Annotated in this window: 25 protein-coding genes; 23 read left to right on the forward strand and 2 right to left on the reverse strand. The window is 49.9% G+C overall.

The window, feature by feature from the left end; translation table 11 throughout:
• Positions 1-961: 961 nt before the first annotated feature.
• Complete coding sequence (locus J1785_RS21770) at positions 962-1,246, reverse strand: hypothetical protein (protein WP_217220679.1); 285 nt, start codon at positions 1,244-1,246, stop codon at positions 962-964.
• 195 nt (positions 1,247-1,441) lie between these two features.
• A complete protein-coding gene (locus tag J1785_RS21775; RefSeq protein WP_217220681.1) occupies positions 1,442-1,834 on the reverse strand; it encodes a helix-turn-helix domain-containing protein in 393 nt (130 codons plus the stop codon).
• Positions 1,835-1,915: 81 nt separating this feature from the next.
• Here J1785_RS21775 and J1785_RS21780 point away from each other — a divergent pair, with 81 nt between their 5' ends.
• From J1785_RS21780 to J1785_RS21885, 23 genes are all read left to right on the forward strand, one after another.
• Positions 1,916-2,113, forward strand: coding sequence for a Cro/CI family transcriptional regulator (locus J1785_RS21780; protein WP_217220693.1), 198 nt, complete (start codon positions 1,916-1,918; stop codon positions 2,111-2,113).
• A gap of 10 nt (positions 2,114-2,123) precedes the next feature.
• Positions 2,124-2,588 (forward strand): toxin YdaT family protein, encoded by a 465-nt coding sequence (locus tag J1785_RS21785; protein WP_217220694.1) that lies wholly within the window; start codon positions 2,124-2,126, stop codon positions 2,586-2,588.
• A 16-nt stretch (positions 2,589-2,604) separates the two neighbouring features.
• Entirely contained in the window at positions 2,605-2,841 is a 237-nt protein-coding gene (locus tag J1785_RS21790) for a cell envelope biogenesis protein OmpA (RefSeq protein ID WP_217220695.1), read from the forward strand.
• Positions 2,838-3,011: a hypothetical protein gene (locus J1785_RS21795; protein ID WP_217220696.1), complete on the forward strand. Its 174-nt coding sequence runs from the start codon at positions 2,838-2,840 to the stop codon at positions 3,009-3,011. The genes J1785_RS21790 and J1785_RS21795 overlap by 4 nt, the downstream gene beginning before the upstream one ends.
• A 2-nt stretch (positions 3,012-3,013) precedes the next feature.
• On the forward strand, positions 3,014-4,018 hold the full coding sequence (locus J1785_RS21800) for a hypothetical protein (protein ID WP_217220699.1): 1,005 nt from the start codon (positions 3,014-3,016) through the stop codon (positions 4,016-4,018).
• Complete coding sequence (locus J1785_RS21805) at positions 4,008-4,454, forward strand: replication protein P (protein ID WP_217220700.1); 447 nt, start codon at positions 4,008-4,010, stop codon at positions 4,452-4,454. The genes J1785_RS21800 and J1785_RS21805 overlap by 11 nt, the downstream gene beginning before the upstream one ends.
• Positions 4,444-4,569, forward strand: coding sequence for a hypothetical protein (locus J1785_RS26890; protein WP_274388858.1), 126 nt, complete (start codon positions 4,444-4,446; stop codon positions 4,567-4,569). Before J1785_RS21805 ends, J1785_RS26890 begins: the two co-directional genes overlap by 11 nt.
• 3 nt (positions 4,570-4,572) lie before the next feature.
• On the forward strand, positions 4,573-5,004 hold the full coding sequence (locus J1785_RS21810; RefSeq protein ID WP_217220701.1) for a helix-turn-helix transcriptional regulator: 432 nt from the start codon (positions 4,573-4,575) through the stop codon (positions 5,002-5,004).
• Entirely contained in the window at positions 5,001-5,489 is a 489-nt protein-coding gene (locus tag J1785_RS21815) for a hypothetical protein (RefSeq protein WP_217220702.1), read from the forward strand. The genes J1785_RS21810 and J1785_RS21815 overlap by 4 nt, the downstream gene beginning before the upstream one ends.
• A complete protein-coding gene (locus J1785_RS21820) occupies positions 5,486-5,674 on the forward strand; it encodes a hypothetical protein (protein ID WP_217220703.1) in 189 nt (62 codons plus the stop codon). Before J1785_RS21815 ends, J1785_RS21820 begins: the two co-directional genes overlap by 4 nt.
• Before the next feature lie 104 nt (positions 5,675-5,778).
• Complete coding sequence (locus tag J1785_RS26825) at positions 5,779-5,934, forward strand: hypothetical protein (protein WP_158307036.1); 156 nt, start codon at positions 5,779-5,781, stop codon at positions 5,932-5,934.
• 3 nt (positions 5,935-5,937) lie between these two features.
• Positions 5,938-6,558 carry an ASCH domain-containing protein gene (locus J1785_RS21830; RefSeq protein WP_217220705.1) on the forward strand — a complete coding sequence of 207 codons (621 nt, stop codon included), beginning with the start codon at positions 5,938-5,940 and terminating at the stop codon, positions 6,556-6,558.
• Positions 6,559-6,679: 121 nt separating this feature from the next.
• Complete coding sequence (locus J1785_RS21835) at positions 6,680-7,456, forward strand: phosphoadenosine phosphosulfate reductase domain-containing protein (protein ID WP_217220707.1); 777 nt, start codon at positions 6,680-6,682, stop codon at positions 7,454-7,456.
• Positions 7,453-7,896: an ELKS/Rab6-interacting/CAST family protein gene (locus J1785_RS21840; protein ID WP_217220709.1), complete on the forward strand. Its 444-nt coding sequence runs from the start codon at positions 7,453-7,455 to the stop codon at positions 7,894-7,896. The genes J1785_RS21835 and J1785_RS21840 overlap by 4 nt, the downstream gene beginning before the upstream one ends.
• Before the next feature lie 84 nt (positions 7,897-7,980).
• A complete protein-coding gene (locus J1785_RS21845; protein WP_217220710.1) occupies positions 7,981-8,220 on the forward strand; it encodes a hypothetical protein in 240 nt (79 codons plus the stop codon).
• Between the two features lie 531 nt (positions 8,221-8,751).
• Positions 8,752-9,348, forward strand: a complete 597-nt coding sequence (locus tag J1785_RS21850; protein ID WP_217220712.1) for a DUF1367 family protein — start codon at positions 8,752-8,754, stop codon at positions 9,346-9,348.
• Positions 9,345-9,635 carry a DUF1364 domain-containing protein gene (locus tag J1785_RS21855; protein ID WP_217220714.1) on the forward strand — a complete coding sequence of 97 codons (291 nt, stop codon included), beginning with the start codon at positions 9,345-9,347 and terminating at the stop codon, positions 9,633-9,635. The genes J1785_RS21850 and J1785_RS21855 overlap by 4 nt, the downstream gene beginning before the upstream one ends.
• Positions 9,632-10,318 (forward strand): bacteriophage antitermination protein Q, encoded by a 687-nt coding sequence (locus J1785_RS21860; RefSeq protein ID WP_217220716.1) that lies wholly within the window; start codon positions 9,632-9,634, stop codon positions 10,316-10,318. Before J1785_RS21855 ends, J1785_RS21860 begins: the two co-directional genes overlap by 4 nt.
• A gap of 170 nt (positions 10,319-10,488) precedes the next feature.
• Positions 10,489-10,980, forward strand: coding sequence for an HNH endonuclease (locus tag J1785_RS21865; protein WP_217220718.1), 492 nt, complete (start codon positions 10,489-10,491; stop codon positions 10,978-10,980).
• A gap of 85 nt (positions 10,981-11,065) precedes the next feature.
• Positions 11,066-11,395, forward strand: a complete 330-nt coding sequence (locus J1785_RS21870; protein ID WP_217220719.1) for a hypothetical protein — start codon at positions 11,066-11,068, stop codon at positions 11,393-11,395.
• 50 nt (positions 11,396-11,445) lie between these two features.
• Positions 11,446-11,946, forward strand: a complete 501-nt coding sequence (locus J1785_RS21875; protein WP_420803831.1) for a lysozyme — start codon at positions 11,446-11,448, stop codon at positions 11,944-11,946.
• Positions 11,947-11,948: 2 nt separating this feature from the next.
• Positions 11,949-12,482: a hypothetical protein gene (locus tag J1785_RS21880; RefSeq protein ID WP_217220722.1), complete on the forward strand. Its 534-nt coding sequence runs from the start codon at positions 11,949-11,951 to the stop codon at positions 12,480-12,482.
• 80 nt (positions 12,483-12,562) lie between these two features.
• Entirely contained in the window at positions 12,563-13,036 is a 474-nt protein-coding gene (locus J1785_RS21885) for an Ig-like domain-containing protein (RefSeq protein WP_331252992.1), read from the forward strand.
• Positions 13,037-13,129: the final 93 nt, after the last annotated feature.

A 13,129-nucleotide genomic window follows, 5' to 3' on the forward strand; every position in this document is an offset into this window, starting at 1 on the left:
CATCAAGTTCAGATTCTTGCATTTCAGAACGGGTTAAAATTATTTTTATTTGCATGATTAAAACCCCGATACGGAAGTTTTAAATAGATATTGGCAGTCCGATTACGGCAGCCCACAATAAAACGCAGACAATAGTAGCCAATACGAATGCCTTGCCGCGATAGCTCATATATCCTCCGGTGTGATTAGATTGTTGTGGTGGCTTTTCGCCGGTTACGCTCCGGCGTCGTTTTTACGACCGTTCTTTCACGAGGCAAACCCTTCAACCCTTTGCCACCACAACGGAAAGAGCACTGCATTTGACCACCTTACGGCGCTTGCCAGTTGCATCGGTTCTCCGCCCTCATAACTAACGGTACTGGAGCAACTCGGGAGCATTCCGCATATCCGGTGCAATGCTCTTACCTGTTGTGTGCTGACCTCCCAGCCAACTTGGTTCGGGTTACACGCAACAGCGTGATTACGAACTGGCAGACTTTACCGTGCTGCCCCGTGTTGTGGTTGCCGGTACTGCTTTCTTCCGGCATTGCGGTGTCGGTTATTTTGGTTGGCTGCCGGGAGCGGCCGCTGTACCAACCCTAATCCCGTCGTATTTTCTCGCCGACATTTCACACCGCTATCAAGCGCTACCGTTAGCGCATCAGCCTGCGCATTCACCACAACTGAAAGAGCACGAACTTCACAGGCTTTAACTGCGCCTCCATCAATGCTCTTGCATGTTGTGTGCCTGGCTTTTCACCACATCAGGCTCGGTGGTATCCTTGAAGCCCCTATAGCAAACAAGGATATAAAATGACGTTAACAACCAAATGCCCTAAATGTGATTCATCATCATTCGAGCTGAACAGCAAAACAAAAGTTAAAGATTGCCGGCACAATTTACATTTTATTCAATGCGCATTATGCGGCGCTGCGATTAGCGTGGTCAGTGACCGCCATAATCACATTCTTGAAGAAATTGCTAAGAAACTTGGAATCCGGTAGTTCTGCTATCAATTAGCGTCCTTTCTTCTTTTTCGTGTGCGGGAAGGTCGCTGGTTGGGTCATGATCTCGGCAGAGAGTTATAAAAGCGTTTTTTACAGAAAGGGCCAGTTTAGTTGCTGGCTCGACTTCAACTGCAAAACCCGGTTTCAGGTCAGTTCTTAAAAGAAAACTACAACCCGCTTGGGACAGAATATTTTTTAAGGTTTCACTGGCTGCTTCCTGAATAGCGCCTGGAAGCTCATTAAAATTTTTATCACTCATCTTCAAACCCCTCTGTTTTGAAACCGCCATTGGTCATACCTCGCGTTCTTTCCCGCCGTCAGAACTGTTACCCCGAGGCTGCTGTGCCGTCGATGGAGTAAAGTTAACTTAAACTAACACTCATGGCAAGACGCTTAGTTAAATAAATCTAACAAAAAGAGCATGAAAAACGTAACGTATTGTTTTTAGGTTGGTTTAATTTTTTTTATTTTTTCGAGCTTCTAGCAGTTCATAAAAAAGTTTATTCAGACCTTCAACCTTGAAACGAAGATTGGTCATATGCTGTTCTTTTTCTGACTCAGGCAGGGAATTAAAGAGCTTCAAAAGCTCTTTTTCAACTTCACTTAGAGGAGGGTTTGGTTTTTCTGCTTGTTCTGGGGTTTGGTTCTCATCACCAAATAAGATCCAAGTTGGCGTGCAACGTAAAGCTTCAGCAAGAGTAAATAAATTCTTACCACCTGGCGTGCTATCCCCGCTTTCCCACTGCGAAATCGTGACATGCGATACCCCCACAACCTGAGCAAGGCTGCGTTGGGTGTATTTCATGTCTTTACGCCGCGATTTAATGCGGTCACCAAGTGTTTGCATAGTTAGATAATTCTAAATTTTCTTGACTTAAATATCTTGAACGAATAATTTGTTAACTAAATCTAACAAAGGGGTTCAGCAATGTTTAAAAAAGATGCAATTGAGTTTTTCGGGAGCGCCTCTGCTGTTGCCAAAGCTGCAGGCGTGAAGCCACCTTCTGTATCTGCTTGGAAGGAAATAATCCCAGAGCGCCGCGCGCGCCGCCTTGAGTTAGCTTCAGGCGGCGTTCTCCGCTACGACATGGATTTGTACAACAAAGATAACTCGTCTCAACAATAAGAGCTGATTTATGGAAATCAAACACAACCACATCAGAGACGCGCTACGCAACTGGGCGAGTGAAGTCTCACAAAGCCAGGTCGCGATAAAAATAACGAAAGCGTATTTCGATCTCGGTCTGCATTCACCAATTCTGCAAATCGTCGAGCACGGCGACGGCACTGTTGATTACGCCGCGTTGCACAACAACAAGCAGCAGATCTTTCGCTGGCTGGATAGCGATCGTCCCCGCGCCGTCCAGAACGTAGAGCTGTTGTTACCGGCCATTCTTGCCGCACTGCCTGCAGAACTGCGTGCCAGCCTGATTGCCGGTAACTCAGTCGAGTATCTGGCGACGCTGGCAATGAAGGCGAATCAGAAGCTGATCAGCTCAGTCCTTCTGCGTGCACCGTTATCTGATTTTGATTCTGATTGTGAAGCCTGGGAGAGGGCTTACGCGTCGCTGCAACAGAGCGCGCGCGGTTTATTGCATTAACAGCGAGGAATGACCAATGGCCAAATTTTCAAGAGAGCAAATCGAGCAGCAGATTAACGCCCATTTCGTGCGTGAAGGCGTCGAGAAGGGTGTCGCCATGACGCTGGCAATGCGCGGCGCTGATCACTACTGCGATTCAGCGAATGCGACGGTAGTCAGCAGCATTGCCCACGCAAAAACGTTCCTGAAATCCACGAAGCGGATCAAGGGCGCGCCGGATATCAAACGTAATCAGGGCAAGGGGCGCAGATGAAAACTTTACGCTTTTCTAACGGCCAGTTCCGGTACGACGACATGCCGATCACCAAAACATATCTGCGCATGCTGGTTCGCAAGCTTGCAGCCGAGCGAGCAGAAAGACAGTTATCACTGGAGCGTCAGCACCGGGCATTTGAGCAAGTTGCCGCAAGGCAAGGCTGGTAAGCATGGCAAGTAGTTGGATAAAGATTGAAGTCATTACGCCGGATAAACCGGAGATTTTCCAAATGGCTGAGATTTTGAATATCGACCCTGATGCTGTTCTCGGAAAGATGATCCGTGTCTGGGCTTGGGCCGACCAACAAACGATAGACGGTAACGCAAAAGGTAACGCTGCGAGCGTTACACGTTCGGTACTTGATCGCGTTACTTGCGTGTCAGGTTTTGCGAATGCACTCATCGATGTGGGTTGGCTTGCAGAAATGGATGGGAGGCTATTTTTCCCAAATCACGAACGGCACAACGGGGAAACATCGAAAAAACGCGCACTTACAAATAGGCGCGTTGCTAAGAGTAGGGATGAGAAACGCACTAGTAACGCTGAATGTAACGCAAGTAGCGTTACAGATACGTATCAAAAAGCGTTACCAGAGGAAGAGGAAGAAGAAGATAAAGAACTAAAAGATAAAACCCTTTTGTCGGTCGCTGAAAAAAACCAGCACCCAACGAAGAAAAACGCAGCGGGTTCTTACCCTGATGAATTTGAAACCCTCTGGCATGAATACCCAAAGCGCGAAGGTGGGAATCCGAAAAACAAAGCTCACTCATGCTGGAAAGCCCGAAAGCTGGAAGGGGTGAGCACGGAGGCAATGCTCGAAGGGACGCGGAGATATCGGCAGTACTGCGAAATACGCGGTCAGGCCGGTACCGAATTCGTGATGCAGGCACAGCGGTTTTACGGCAAAGAGCGTGCCTTTGAAAACGACTGGCAGGTAAACACCGGGGGATTGAACCATGCAAAAAACATCGCAAGCACCATCGGCAACACCGGCGAATCCATTGCCGAGCGGCAATTACGAGCTGGTCGCGAACAATGGGCCAGAGAACGTGGACACACCGGCATGGCGCCTGTGGGACCTCATGATCAAAATCTACAGCACCCGATGGGTAGCGAAGAATGGCAATCGGCCTTCGGACCTCTGGGAAAAACAGATCGGGGCTATGACGAGTGACCAGATCACTCGAGTTTGCAACGCCTGCGTTGAGCGCTGCGAAGCGGGCAGTCATTGGCCGCCAGACTTTGCCGAGTTCATCGCGCTTGTAGCCGAAGTCGGCGGTGGCCTGGTCGGACTTACGGTTAACGACGTTATCGCCGAATACAAGCGCTGGAAATCCGAGTCATGGCGTTACGGCACGTCCGAGCAGTTCCCATGGCGCCATCCGATTTTGTATCACATCTGCGTCGAGATGCGTCGAGAGGGCGTAGAGCGCCGACTGACACAGCCCGAAATGGACCGTCTGGCCGGTGTGAAGCTGGCTCGCTGGGAGAAGAAATTGGCTGCGGGTTTTTCGGTACCGCCAATCCGCCGACAGATTGCCGCACCAAAGACACCTGCAGGCCCGACACCGGCCATGCAGATGGCAGCAGGGAAACGCTATGTCGAGTGAGTTTGAGCCAGACGACGAAGCAGTCGGGCTGGATGAAGAAATGGAACTCCTGCTGCTGCAAACGCCAGCCGGCCGCCAGATGTTAGAGAAGTCAAAATCAAAGAGCGAGGAATGACCAATGAGAACCACTCCTGAAACAAATAATTATATCCGAGAGGTTCGCCCTCTGCAGGATGACGGCTGCGACTACACCGCAACCATCATCGACCGCTGGAATTGCGCTGCGCGGGCCCGTAGTCGGGTAACTGCCACCCCTCCAGTAAAACCGGTACCGGTCACTGAGGCTGCAAAAGCGAGCGGTGTCGTTGTGAAAATCGGTAACCGAATTTCATACGGGAAACGCGTCACTATGGGTATTTATCAGCTCCACCTGTCAGGAAAAACAGACAGGGAAATTGCTCGAGCGCTCTGCATGTCAGAAGACTCGGTGAATCACCTGCTCAAGCGCGGAACACCTTCCCGCAAGTCACTTTACATGAAGTGCGCTGCGTCCCCGCTCCCGACTGAATCCGAAATCATGCGTCACCTGGCAGCGGAGAGCAAAGCATGAAAAAGCTAACCCTTGAGAAAGCGCAGGAACTGCTCGAATTCCTGAAAGGCAAAGCCGCCAGCGGCGACATAACGATCTCGCAGGAAAACTACCTGCAGGCAATGGAACTGGCGGTAATGGCCTTATCAGCAATGCAGGCCAAGCCGATTGGGTACATTTCAGAGCGCAATCTGAATGCTTTAGGAAAGCAGTTTTCAGTGTGCGTTAAGCATGAGCCTGTAATGGTTCGACCGATACCACTCTACACCACCCCACAGTCAGCCCATATGGAGCCGGTGATTCCTGAAGGCTATGCGCTTGTGCCGATTGAGCCAACAGAAGACATGGTCATCAATGGATTCGAATCTAAACCAGACCAGTTCTTTAGTTCAGATGAAGAATGGGAAGCATACGAAGAGATGAGCGGCTGCGCACAGGCCGCGCACCGCGCAAAATTATGCTGGGCTGCCATGATTGCCGCCGCTCCTAAGCCGGAGGCCCTATGAGCAGACACTGTGAAAATTGCGGCTGCGCCATCCGTTCTGGCTACTGCACCAACTGTCAGGAAGAGGCTTACATCGCCTTCGTTCAGGCACCTGAAATGGATTTCAGCCGGGAGTTTATGGATAAAGCCTGGGAGCAGGTTACCGGTCAGCAATCCCAACCCAGAAGAAATGCGGGTACCGAGTAATGGCCAGCGGAAAAGCGTATTGGAACGGCAGGCAGGTTACCTGCTGTTGCCCTGCTTATGAGTTTCCGCACCGGTTCAGCGGCGGCCGGTGCAACGGCTATCACATGGCTAAAACCTGTTTCGATAACCGCGTGGGTTGCCAGAACTGCACATGCTTACACGCTGGCGGTTGCGACGTGGTGAACGAAACCGAAAGCCCGGCGGAATGCCAGTTTGTTCTGGATTTCTGCTCCGAATATCAAATCGATTTACGGCGGTAATTTATGAAAGAACGTCCAATTTTATTTAATGCTGAGATGGTTAAAGCCATTCTCAGCGGTCGAAAAACTCAGACGCGGCGTGTTTTGAAGGATTCGGCGGCAAATATAGCCAATCTTGCAGATCAATATAAAGGCAAGAAATACAACCTTAACTGTCCGCTGGGTCAGCCCGGCGATCAGCTCTGGGTGCGTGAGACGTTCGCAACCTTAGCTTGCGGCAGTTACGAACCAGAAAAACCATCGCTAACCGGCACATACCAAGAAGTTAGATACCTTGCCTCAGACAAACTTGCAGACTGTGATGCTGACGTTCGCGGTTATAACTGGCGGCCATCTATCCACATGCCGCGCTGGGCGTCACGAGTTGACCTGCTTATCACCGGCGTTCGCGTTGAGCGGCTGAATGCCATCAGCGAGCAGGATGCAAGAGCAGAAGGGATTACTGACGGCGGTTGCCTTAATTGTGGTGAAAGCGAGCCATGCGGATGTGATCACCCTAAACCTGATGCTACCGACGCCTTCGCTTACTTATGGCAATCCATTTACGGCGTCGAAAATTGGTTTTCTAACCCGTGGGTATGGGTGATTGAGTTCGAACATCTGCGCGCTGGGAGGAAGGGATGATCAGGATGGCAATATGTTGTGCTGCGGCGTTGCTGACTGATACGACTGCCGGGATTATCTGGTATTTCATGATCGTCATTTGCCTTGGAATTCAATATTTTTACAGTGAAGGAGCAACCTCATGACTGAGACAACCAAACAGCTCCCGCCAGAAATTACCGACTTAGTACTCTCTGATGCGGTGTTTTACGTTTCTCATTCGGGTGGAAAGGATAGCCAAGCTATGTACTCCATGATGGCCAGCCTAATACCTCACGACCAAATAGTCGTGATCCACGCAAGTCTCGGTGATGTTGAGTGGCCCGGTGTTATCGAGCATATCAATAGCACTATTTCGCATGAACTGAACATTGTTAAAGCAGAGAAAACCTTTCTGGGGATGGTTGAGCGTCGCGGAAAATGGCCAAGCGCCCAGCACCGCCAATGCACAAGTGATCTAAAGCGCGGGCCTATTGAGAAGTTTATTCGCCAGGACATGAAGCGGCGTGGCGGCGGGATCGCTGTGAACTGCATGGGATTGCGAGCAGCTGAATCCAGCGCTCGAGCAAAGCGTCAACCATTCAGGAAAAAGGACAGCCAATCGGTAACCGGAAGAGCCGTATGGGAGTGGTTCCCGATATTCACATTATCCACGCCTGATGTTTTTGAAATGATTGCACGGGCCGGACAAAAACCATTCTGGGCTTATCAGCAGAATGAACGACTCTCATGCGTGTTCTGCATCATGGGGAGCCGAAACGACTTGCGCCACGGTGCCGAACAAAACCCTGAGCTTTATCGGCGTTATGTAGAACTGGAGCGCCGCATAGGTCACACCATGTTTATGAAGGGTAAGCAACCCGTCTGGATTGATGAGTATATCGGCATACCGGTACAAATTATTGAGGAGGCTGTATGACTGATACAACAGCTATTGCAGCACTACGTAACAAATTCGGCAACAGGCTCCCAACACCTGAACAAGCCAGGGAACGATTCACTGAGTTGCTGAACAGCCCGCACGGCACTTCATGGTTCCTCGCTCCTTATGCTATCGCTTTGCTTGACGCGCTCGAAGCAGAACGCCAGCGGGCAGCAACTTTGCAGACGGAACGCGATGAATTCCGGTGTCGACTGAAACTTGAAAGGTCGATATTGGAAGACGTCGACAAGGAAATCGCAGCGCTGAAAGGCGATCAGGCGCCGGTGCAATTTCGCTGGCGTTGGCGTTCAAATCCTGCTTCAGCGTGGACTTATCAGGATATGAAACACTACTCCAGCATGGTTGATGCCGATAAATCTTCGGGCAATAACATAGAATTTGAGCAGCTTTTCACCACCCCGCAAAAGCCGGTGTGACAAGCTAGGGTATTTACAGAACAGCCATTGATAAAAAACCCCAGAATGAATACTGTATTTATGTACAGTTATTCTGAGGTTTATATGGCACGATATTCAGACGTCAAAGTCGCTTTTATCAACAGCATCACACGGGACCCGAAGAGGGGGAATGTCGTCACAACTGTTCGTTTCGTGCAGGAACTGGCGAAGTTAAACCACTACTGGTCAAAGCAAGAAGCGAATGATTGGATCCTGCGCTATCAGGAGCACTTTAGGGATTACACTGAGCATCACGGTGAAGACAAATGTTACTTTATGAGGAATATGGGTTACGTGATGTGAATTCACCGGGCCCCGCAATACCATCATCAAAGCAAGCCACCAATGTGGTGGCTTTTTGCTTATTTTTGCTACGTTGACACAACAAAAAACAAATTGAACTTGAAAAAAGCGCCCTCAAAAATTACTGTGTTTATATACAGTAAATTTATATTGGCCCTGACACTCAGAAAGCCGATCAGCGTTGGTTAAATCCTGCGCGGATATGGCTACCTCGGGACCTGAAACGTCTTAGAAAAGAGTTAGCAATGATTAATCATTAAATAATCAAAGGGGTAAAATTCACTCTACCGGAAAGCGGTAGGGTGCTCCTACAGATGACCGGTGGTGACATTGCCGATGCGGAAATACTCAGAGACGATCAGCACGTCCAATCCCTACAGGCATTTTTAGAGATAGCCGAGTTTGCAGGATACAAGGTAATACCTCCTGAAAATGATTAACGAAAATCAATTAGTCACGATATAATCCTACGGTCAGCCTGAACAACTGACACCCCGTTTTGCTGTGCCATTACTCGCGAAGAGGTGAGAAATGGCGCAATTAGCATTTATAAAAGCATCGAACGACACTCTGATACCCGCAAATCCGGATACCAGAGATTTTGTGCATTCAAAAATCAAGCTCGGCGATGTGATCACATCTGAGTTTAAAAAATCACGTAACCCGAAATTCCACCGCCTTTACTTCTCCCTCCTCAATTTGGGCTTCGAATACTGGACGCCAACCGGGGGCGCGATATCGCCGGAAGAGAAATCCCTCATACGCGGTTACGTTAACCATCTGGCCGAATTCGCCGGGCATGGCGAAACGCTTAATTCGCTGGCGATCGGATATCTCAACAAAGTGCGCGCCCACCGTGCGGACCGGGTGACGTTGATCAAGTCGTTTGACGCATTCCGACGCTGGACCACTATCGAATCTGGGTATTACACAGAACTGGTGATGCCGAACGGCGTTACTGCGAAAGAACCCCTCTCAATTTCATTCGCAAAAATGGACGAGACCGAATTTGCTGAACTGTACAAAGCCACGCTGAATACCCTCTGGATGTGGATCCTCAATAAAACCTTCAGTAGCCCCGAAGCCGCCGAGAACGCTGCAAGCCAGCTAATGAGCTACGCAGCATGAGCGAATTAACCAAAGCGGCTCGCGGGCGCGAATGCCAGATCCGAATTATTGGCGTATGCAACGGAAACCCCGAAACCACGGTTCTGGCGCATTACCGGCTGGCCGGAACGTGCGGTACCGGCTGCAAGCCACACGATGAACAGGCCGCGTGGGCGTGCAGTGCATGCCACGACATCTGCGACGGGCGAACAAAATCAGATTGGGATTACGATACTTTGCGGCTCTGGCACGCCGAGGGCGTAATGCGCACACAGCAGATTTTGAGAGATGAGGGGATCATTAAATGAATACGCAGCTGCTGCAATACGCGCGAATTGAACTGACCACGGCATTAATGGATCTCTCAGGAGGAACAAAAGGGCAGCTCGAAGCATTCAGTGAACACCCACCGGCCGATAAAAATCACTATCCGCGCCAGCATATCCATAAAGTGCTGCTTGAAACTGCAGGAAAAAACGTTAGAGAGGTTCGCTCAGAGCGCGCGCCGACGTACGCGCTCGAGACTCGCAGCCGCCGCAGGCCAGCGCCACCGATGAAGGAATTTGAGTTTGCCTCATGCGCCTGGCGCCGCGCGGTGAATACTCTTCCTGTTCACCAGAATTCTTGGATCCGTTACTGCTACGGATTTGATCTGAAATTCGAACACCAGAAAAATATCTGCGAGGCTGTTTGGCTGGCCTATCAGAAAAACCTTCCTGCTGGCCTGCTGGCGAAAACAAAAAAACGGCTAATCTCTCTCGTTTGGCTGGCAGTTCAGGATGTGGCGGCAAAGAATAAAAACGAGTCTTACAAGGAGTACGCTGGCGCGGCGCTGGCAAACCTGATGGAGATCTCCCGCTCAACATGGTGCGAGGTCTACAGTCCGCACTGGAAGGGGCTTAAATTGGCTGTTTCAGAGCTGGATAGCGATTCACTAATTCAGGTGTTGAACTGCAAAGAAAGAAGCGTTTTCGAAGAAGTTATCGAGTAGTTCTTGCAAAACCGAACAAATTGAGCGATATTTACGTTACTTTATATATTCTGGTCATATTTCAAATATCAACCAGTATTGACCTAAATCGCTACATTCAGTAACACCACCGCCTCGGAGCGCAATGCGCTGCCGGGGCTTTTTATTGGTAGCTATTCAGAGATCCCATAATGAAGAGCAACTTATCGCAAGCTCGCCTTTTGGAATTATTGCATTACAACCCTGAGACAGGTTTTTTCACATGGAAGGTTAGCCGGGGGCGAAGTAAGCGAGGCAGTCGCGCGGGGTGTCCTGATACTGGGGGTTATTTGATGATTGGCATTGATGGAAACCTTCACCTATCACATCGGCTTGCATGGCTGTATATGACCGGTAGCTTTCCCTGTATGGAAATTGATCATATCAACCGGGTAAGAACGGACAACCGATGGAAGAATCTAAGGGTAGCGACTCGGCAACAAAATTTAATCAATAAAGGCATCTCTAAAGTCAATACGTCTGGCTGTACTGGTGTTTCATGGAATAAGTTGGCGATGAAATGGCAGTCCCAAATTAACTTCCGCGGAAGACGCATTTATTTAGGGCTTCACGAAGATTATGAATCAGCGGTTCTAGTAAGAAAAAACGCTGAGGCTGAGCACTACGGCAATCAAATTTGCTGATATCTACATTTCAGGGCTGCGCATTCGCGTGGCCTTTTTTATTTCCACGACTACGCACCCACCCGGACGACCGGAGGGCGAGACCATGAAAATGAATCCACATTCTGACAACTTAACCGGCGGCGGGACGCTCCTTACTCTGCTGTCCTCGATCGCTGGTTTCATTACTCTGGAACGTGTCTACATGGCGACAGCCCTTGTTGGCATCGTGATCACGCTCCTCGGATATTTTGATAAAAGAAGTGCGATTAAAGCGGCAAAAAAAAATGACGCGGAACGCCTGAAACTTGACAGAGAACTGACTCAAGCAACCATCGATTCCCTGAAATATCGCACCGACACACCCGCCACCTCTAAATACCCAGAAGTATCTCGCGGGATAAAAAGCGTTCTTGAAGCCGCGAAGGATGATTGATTATGACAATCATTAAAAAAGCAGGCGCAGCGGGCGGCGTATGTTCAGTAATGGCAATCATCGCTGTCATTATTGCCGGTGGCCAGGTCAGAACGAATGAGAAAGGCCTCGAGCTGATGGGTAATGCGGAGTCATGCCGCCGCGAACCTTATTACTGCCCGGCGGGATATCTGACTGATGGGATAGGCAACACGCACGACGTCAAACCCGGCACGCGGAAAACAGATCAGCAGATCGCCGCCGACTGGCAGAAAAACATTTTGGCTGCGGAAAAATGCATAAACAGCTATTTCCGTGGTCGCGACATGAACGACAACCAGTTCAGCGCCATGACATCAGCGGCGTTCAACATGGGCTGCTCCAGCCTTCGCACATATTACAGTCCGACGCGCAAAGCTCGCTTTGAGACCTCTATCCACAAATATGCGCAGGCCGGCAATTGGCCGATGATGTGTAACCACCTGCCCGACTTTGCGAACGGCGGCGGTAAAAAGCTGCCGGGGCTGGTCATTCGCCGTGATAAAGAGAAGGCGCTCTGTCTGGAGGGTTGAAAATGTTCAACTGGTTCCGCATTGCCGTGACAGCCTTCGCGGCTGTTTTTATCGCGCTGATGATATTTCTGGCATTTCATTTTTACGGTAAATCCGTGGAAGCGAAAGGGCAGGTCACCCAGCTCCAGTCAGATAACGCCCTTCAGTCAGAAACCATCTCAACCCAGGCGTTTAATTTTCAGCGCTCAAATCAGATTGCTGGCGCTGCACAGCTATACGCAGTGCAAATCGTTGGTAAAAGCCAGGAGAGAGAAATTGAATACCGGACGATTATTAAACGCGATCCTGCCAGCAGCAAGTGTGTTGATTCTGCTGTTGCTGACCGGCTGCTCGAATACACGAACAGTTTACGTGCCAGCGCAATGCACACCGATACCGGCCAGCCTGCTGCAAAAAGTAGCGCCACCGCTTCCACCGGCTGCAGATTGACCTATGGGCAGGCTGTTTACTGGATTGACCCGCTACTTACGGCGATTGATCAGCTAAATAACCAGCTCGACGGTATTAAACAGGCAGAAGAGGCCAGACAGAAATGATTAAGCGTTTTTTTGCATGGCTGAAAAGCATCTATTTACACCCAGCCGAACCGGCTGAATCCCAACCGAAGGAAAACATTGTGAAATTAGCACTCGTTTCGATTATCACCAGCCAGCTGGCCGACGGCGCGGCTGCAAATACTGTTCAGGCCACGTTGACCGATAATGCCGATGCAATTCAGCCCGGTGCCGTAGTGAACTTTACTGCGGACAACGGCGCAACCGTCACACCTACCAGCGCACTGACCGACGCAAACGGCCAGATTACTGTTGGCCTGGTCAGCTCCACTGTTGGCGCATCAACGTTAACGGCAACTGCTGCTGACGGCACAACGGTTAGCATTCAGGTTCACTTCGTCGCAGTTCCAGCGCCAGTCATTGAAGTAGCAGACCCCGAACAAACAGCGAGCGTCGCACCTGTTGCTTTATCCCCGCTGGAAACTATGAAAGCAGATTTCGATAAAGTGGTCGCATTCATCGAGCACGGTATCGAAGTTCTGGGCAAAGATGCAGAAGCTGATCTGGTGGCACTGAAAAATAAATTCCTGCTCTAAGTAGCATTACAGGTGGCTTTCAATGAGAGCCATCGATAATGCTTTTGCCGCCATGAAATTTATGGGTATATTTAGTTTCTATTAGCAAAAGGA

The organism is Rahnella perminowiae, from assembly GCF_019049755.1.
GTDB lineage: Bacteria > Pseudomonadota > Gammaproteobacteria > Enterobacterales > Enterobacteriaceae > Rahnella > Rahnella perminowiae.

Coding starts and splice junctions, on each gene's coding strand:
- J1785_RS21860 (WP_217220716.1), top strand. CDS start 9,632: ATGAATACGCAGCTGCTGCAATACGCGCGAATTGAACTGACCACGGCA.
- J1785_RS21855 (WP_217220714.1), top strand. CDS start 9,345: ATGAGCGAATTAACCAAAGCGGCTCGCGGGCGCGAATGCCAGATCCGA.
- J1785_RS21790 (WP_217220695.1), top strand. CDS start 2,605: ATGGCCAAATTTTCAAGAGAGCAAATCGAGCAGCAGATTAACGCCCAT.
- J1785_RS21810 (WP_217220701.1), top strand. CDS start 4,573: ATGAGAACCACTCCTGAAACAAATAATTATATCCGAGAGGTTCGCCCT.
- J1785_RS21775 (WP_217220681.1), bottom strand. CDS start 1,834: ATGCAAACACTTGGTGACCGCATTAAATCGCGGCGTAAAGACATGAAA.
- J1785_RS21835 (WP_217220707.1), top strand. CDS start 6,680: ATGACTGAGACAACCAAACAGCTCCCGCCAGAAATTACCGACTTAGTA.
- J1785_RS21850 (WP_217220712.1), top strand. CDS start 8,752: ATGGCGCAATTAGCATTTATAAAAGCATCGAACGACACTCTGATACCC.
- J1785_RS21865 (WP_217220718.1), top strand. CDS start 10,489: ATGAAGAGCAACTTATCGCAAGCTCGCCTTTTGGAATTATTGCATTAC.
- J1785_RS26890 (WP_274388858.1), top strand. CDS start 4,444: ATGTCGAGTGAGTTTGAGCCAGACGACGAAGCAGTCGGGCTGGATGAA.
- J1785_RS26825 (WP_158307036.1), top strand. CDS start 5,779: ATGGCTAAAACCTGTTTCGATAACCGCGTGGGTTGCCAGAACTGCACA.
- J1785_RS21795 (WP_217220696.1), top strand. CDS start 2,838: ATGAAAACTTTACGCTTTTCTAACGGCCAGTTCCGGTACGACGACATG.
- J1785_RS21870 (WP_217220719.1), top strand. CDS start 11,066: ATGAAAATGAATCCACATTCTGACAACTTAACCGGCGGCGGGACGCTC.
- J1785_RS21840 (WP_217220709.1), top strand. CDS start 7,453: ATGACTGATACAACAGCTATTGCAGCACTACGTAACAAATTCGGCAAC.
- J1785_RS21785 (WP_217220694.1), top strand. CDS start 2,124: ATGGAAATCAAACACAACCACATCAGAGACGCGCTACGCAACTGGGCG.
- J1785_RS21770 (WP_217220679.1), bottom strand. CDS start 1,246: ATGAGTGATAAAAATTTTAATGAGCTTCCAGGCGCTATTCAGGAAGCA.
- J1785_RS21780 (WP_217220693.1), top strand. CDS start 1,916: ATGTTTAAAAAAGATGCAATTGAGTTTTTCGGGAGCGCCTCTGCTGTT.
- J1785_RS21800 (WP_217220699.1), top strand. CDS start 3,014: ATGGCAAGTAGTTGGATAAAGATTGAAGTCATTACGCCGGATAAACCG.
- J1785_RS21815 (WP_217220702.1), top strand. CDS start 5,001: ATGAAAAAGCTAACCCTTGAGAAAGCGCAGGAACTGCTCGAATTCCTG.
- J1785_RS21830 (WP_217220705.1), top strand. CDS start 5,938: ATGAAAGAACGTCCAATTTTATTTAATGCTGAGATGGTTAAAGCCATT.
- J1785_RS21845 (WP_217220710.1), top strand. CDS start 7,981: ATGGCACGATATTCAGACGTCAAAGTCGCTTTTATCAACAGCATCACA.
- J1785_RS21875 (WP_420803831.1), top strand. CDS start 11,446: ATGGCAATCATCGCTGTCATTATTGCCGGTGGCCAGGTCAGAACGAAT.
- J1785_RS21805 (WP_217220700.1), top strand. CDS start 4,008: ATGACGAGTGACCAGATCACTCGAGTTTGCAACGCCTGCGTTGAGCGC.
- J1785_RS21880 (WP_217220722.1), top strand. CDS start 11,949: ATGTTCAACTGGTTCCGCATTGCCGTGACAGCCTTCGCGGCTGTTTTT.
- J1785_RS21820 (WP_217220703.1), top strand. CDS start 5,486: ATGAGCAGACACTGTGAAAATTGCGGCTGCGCCATCCGTTCTGGCTAC.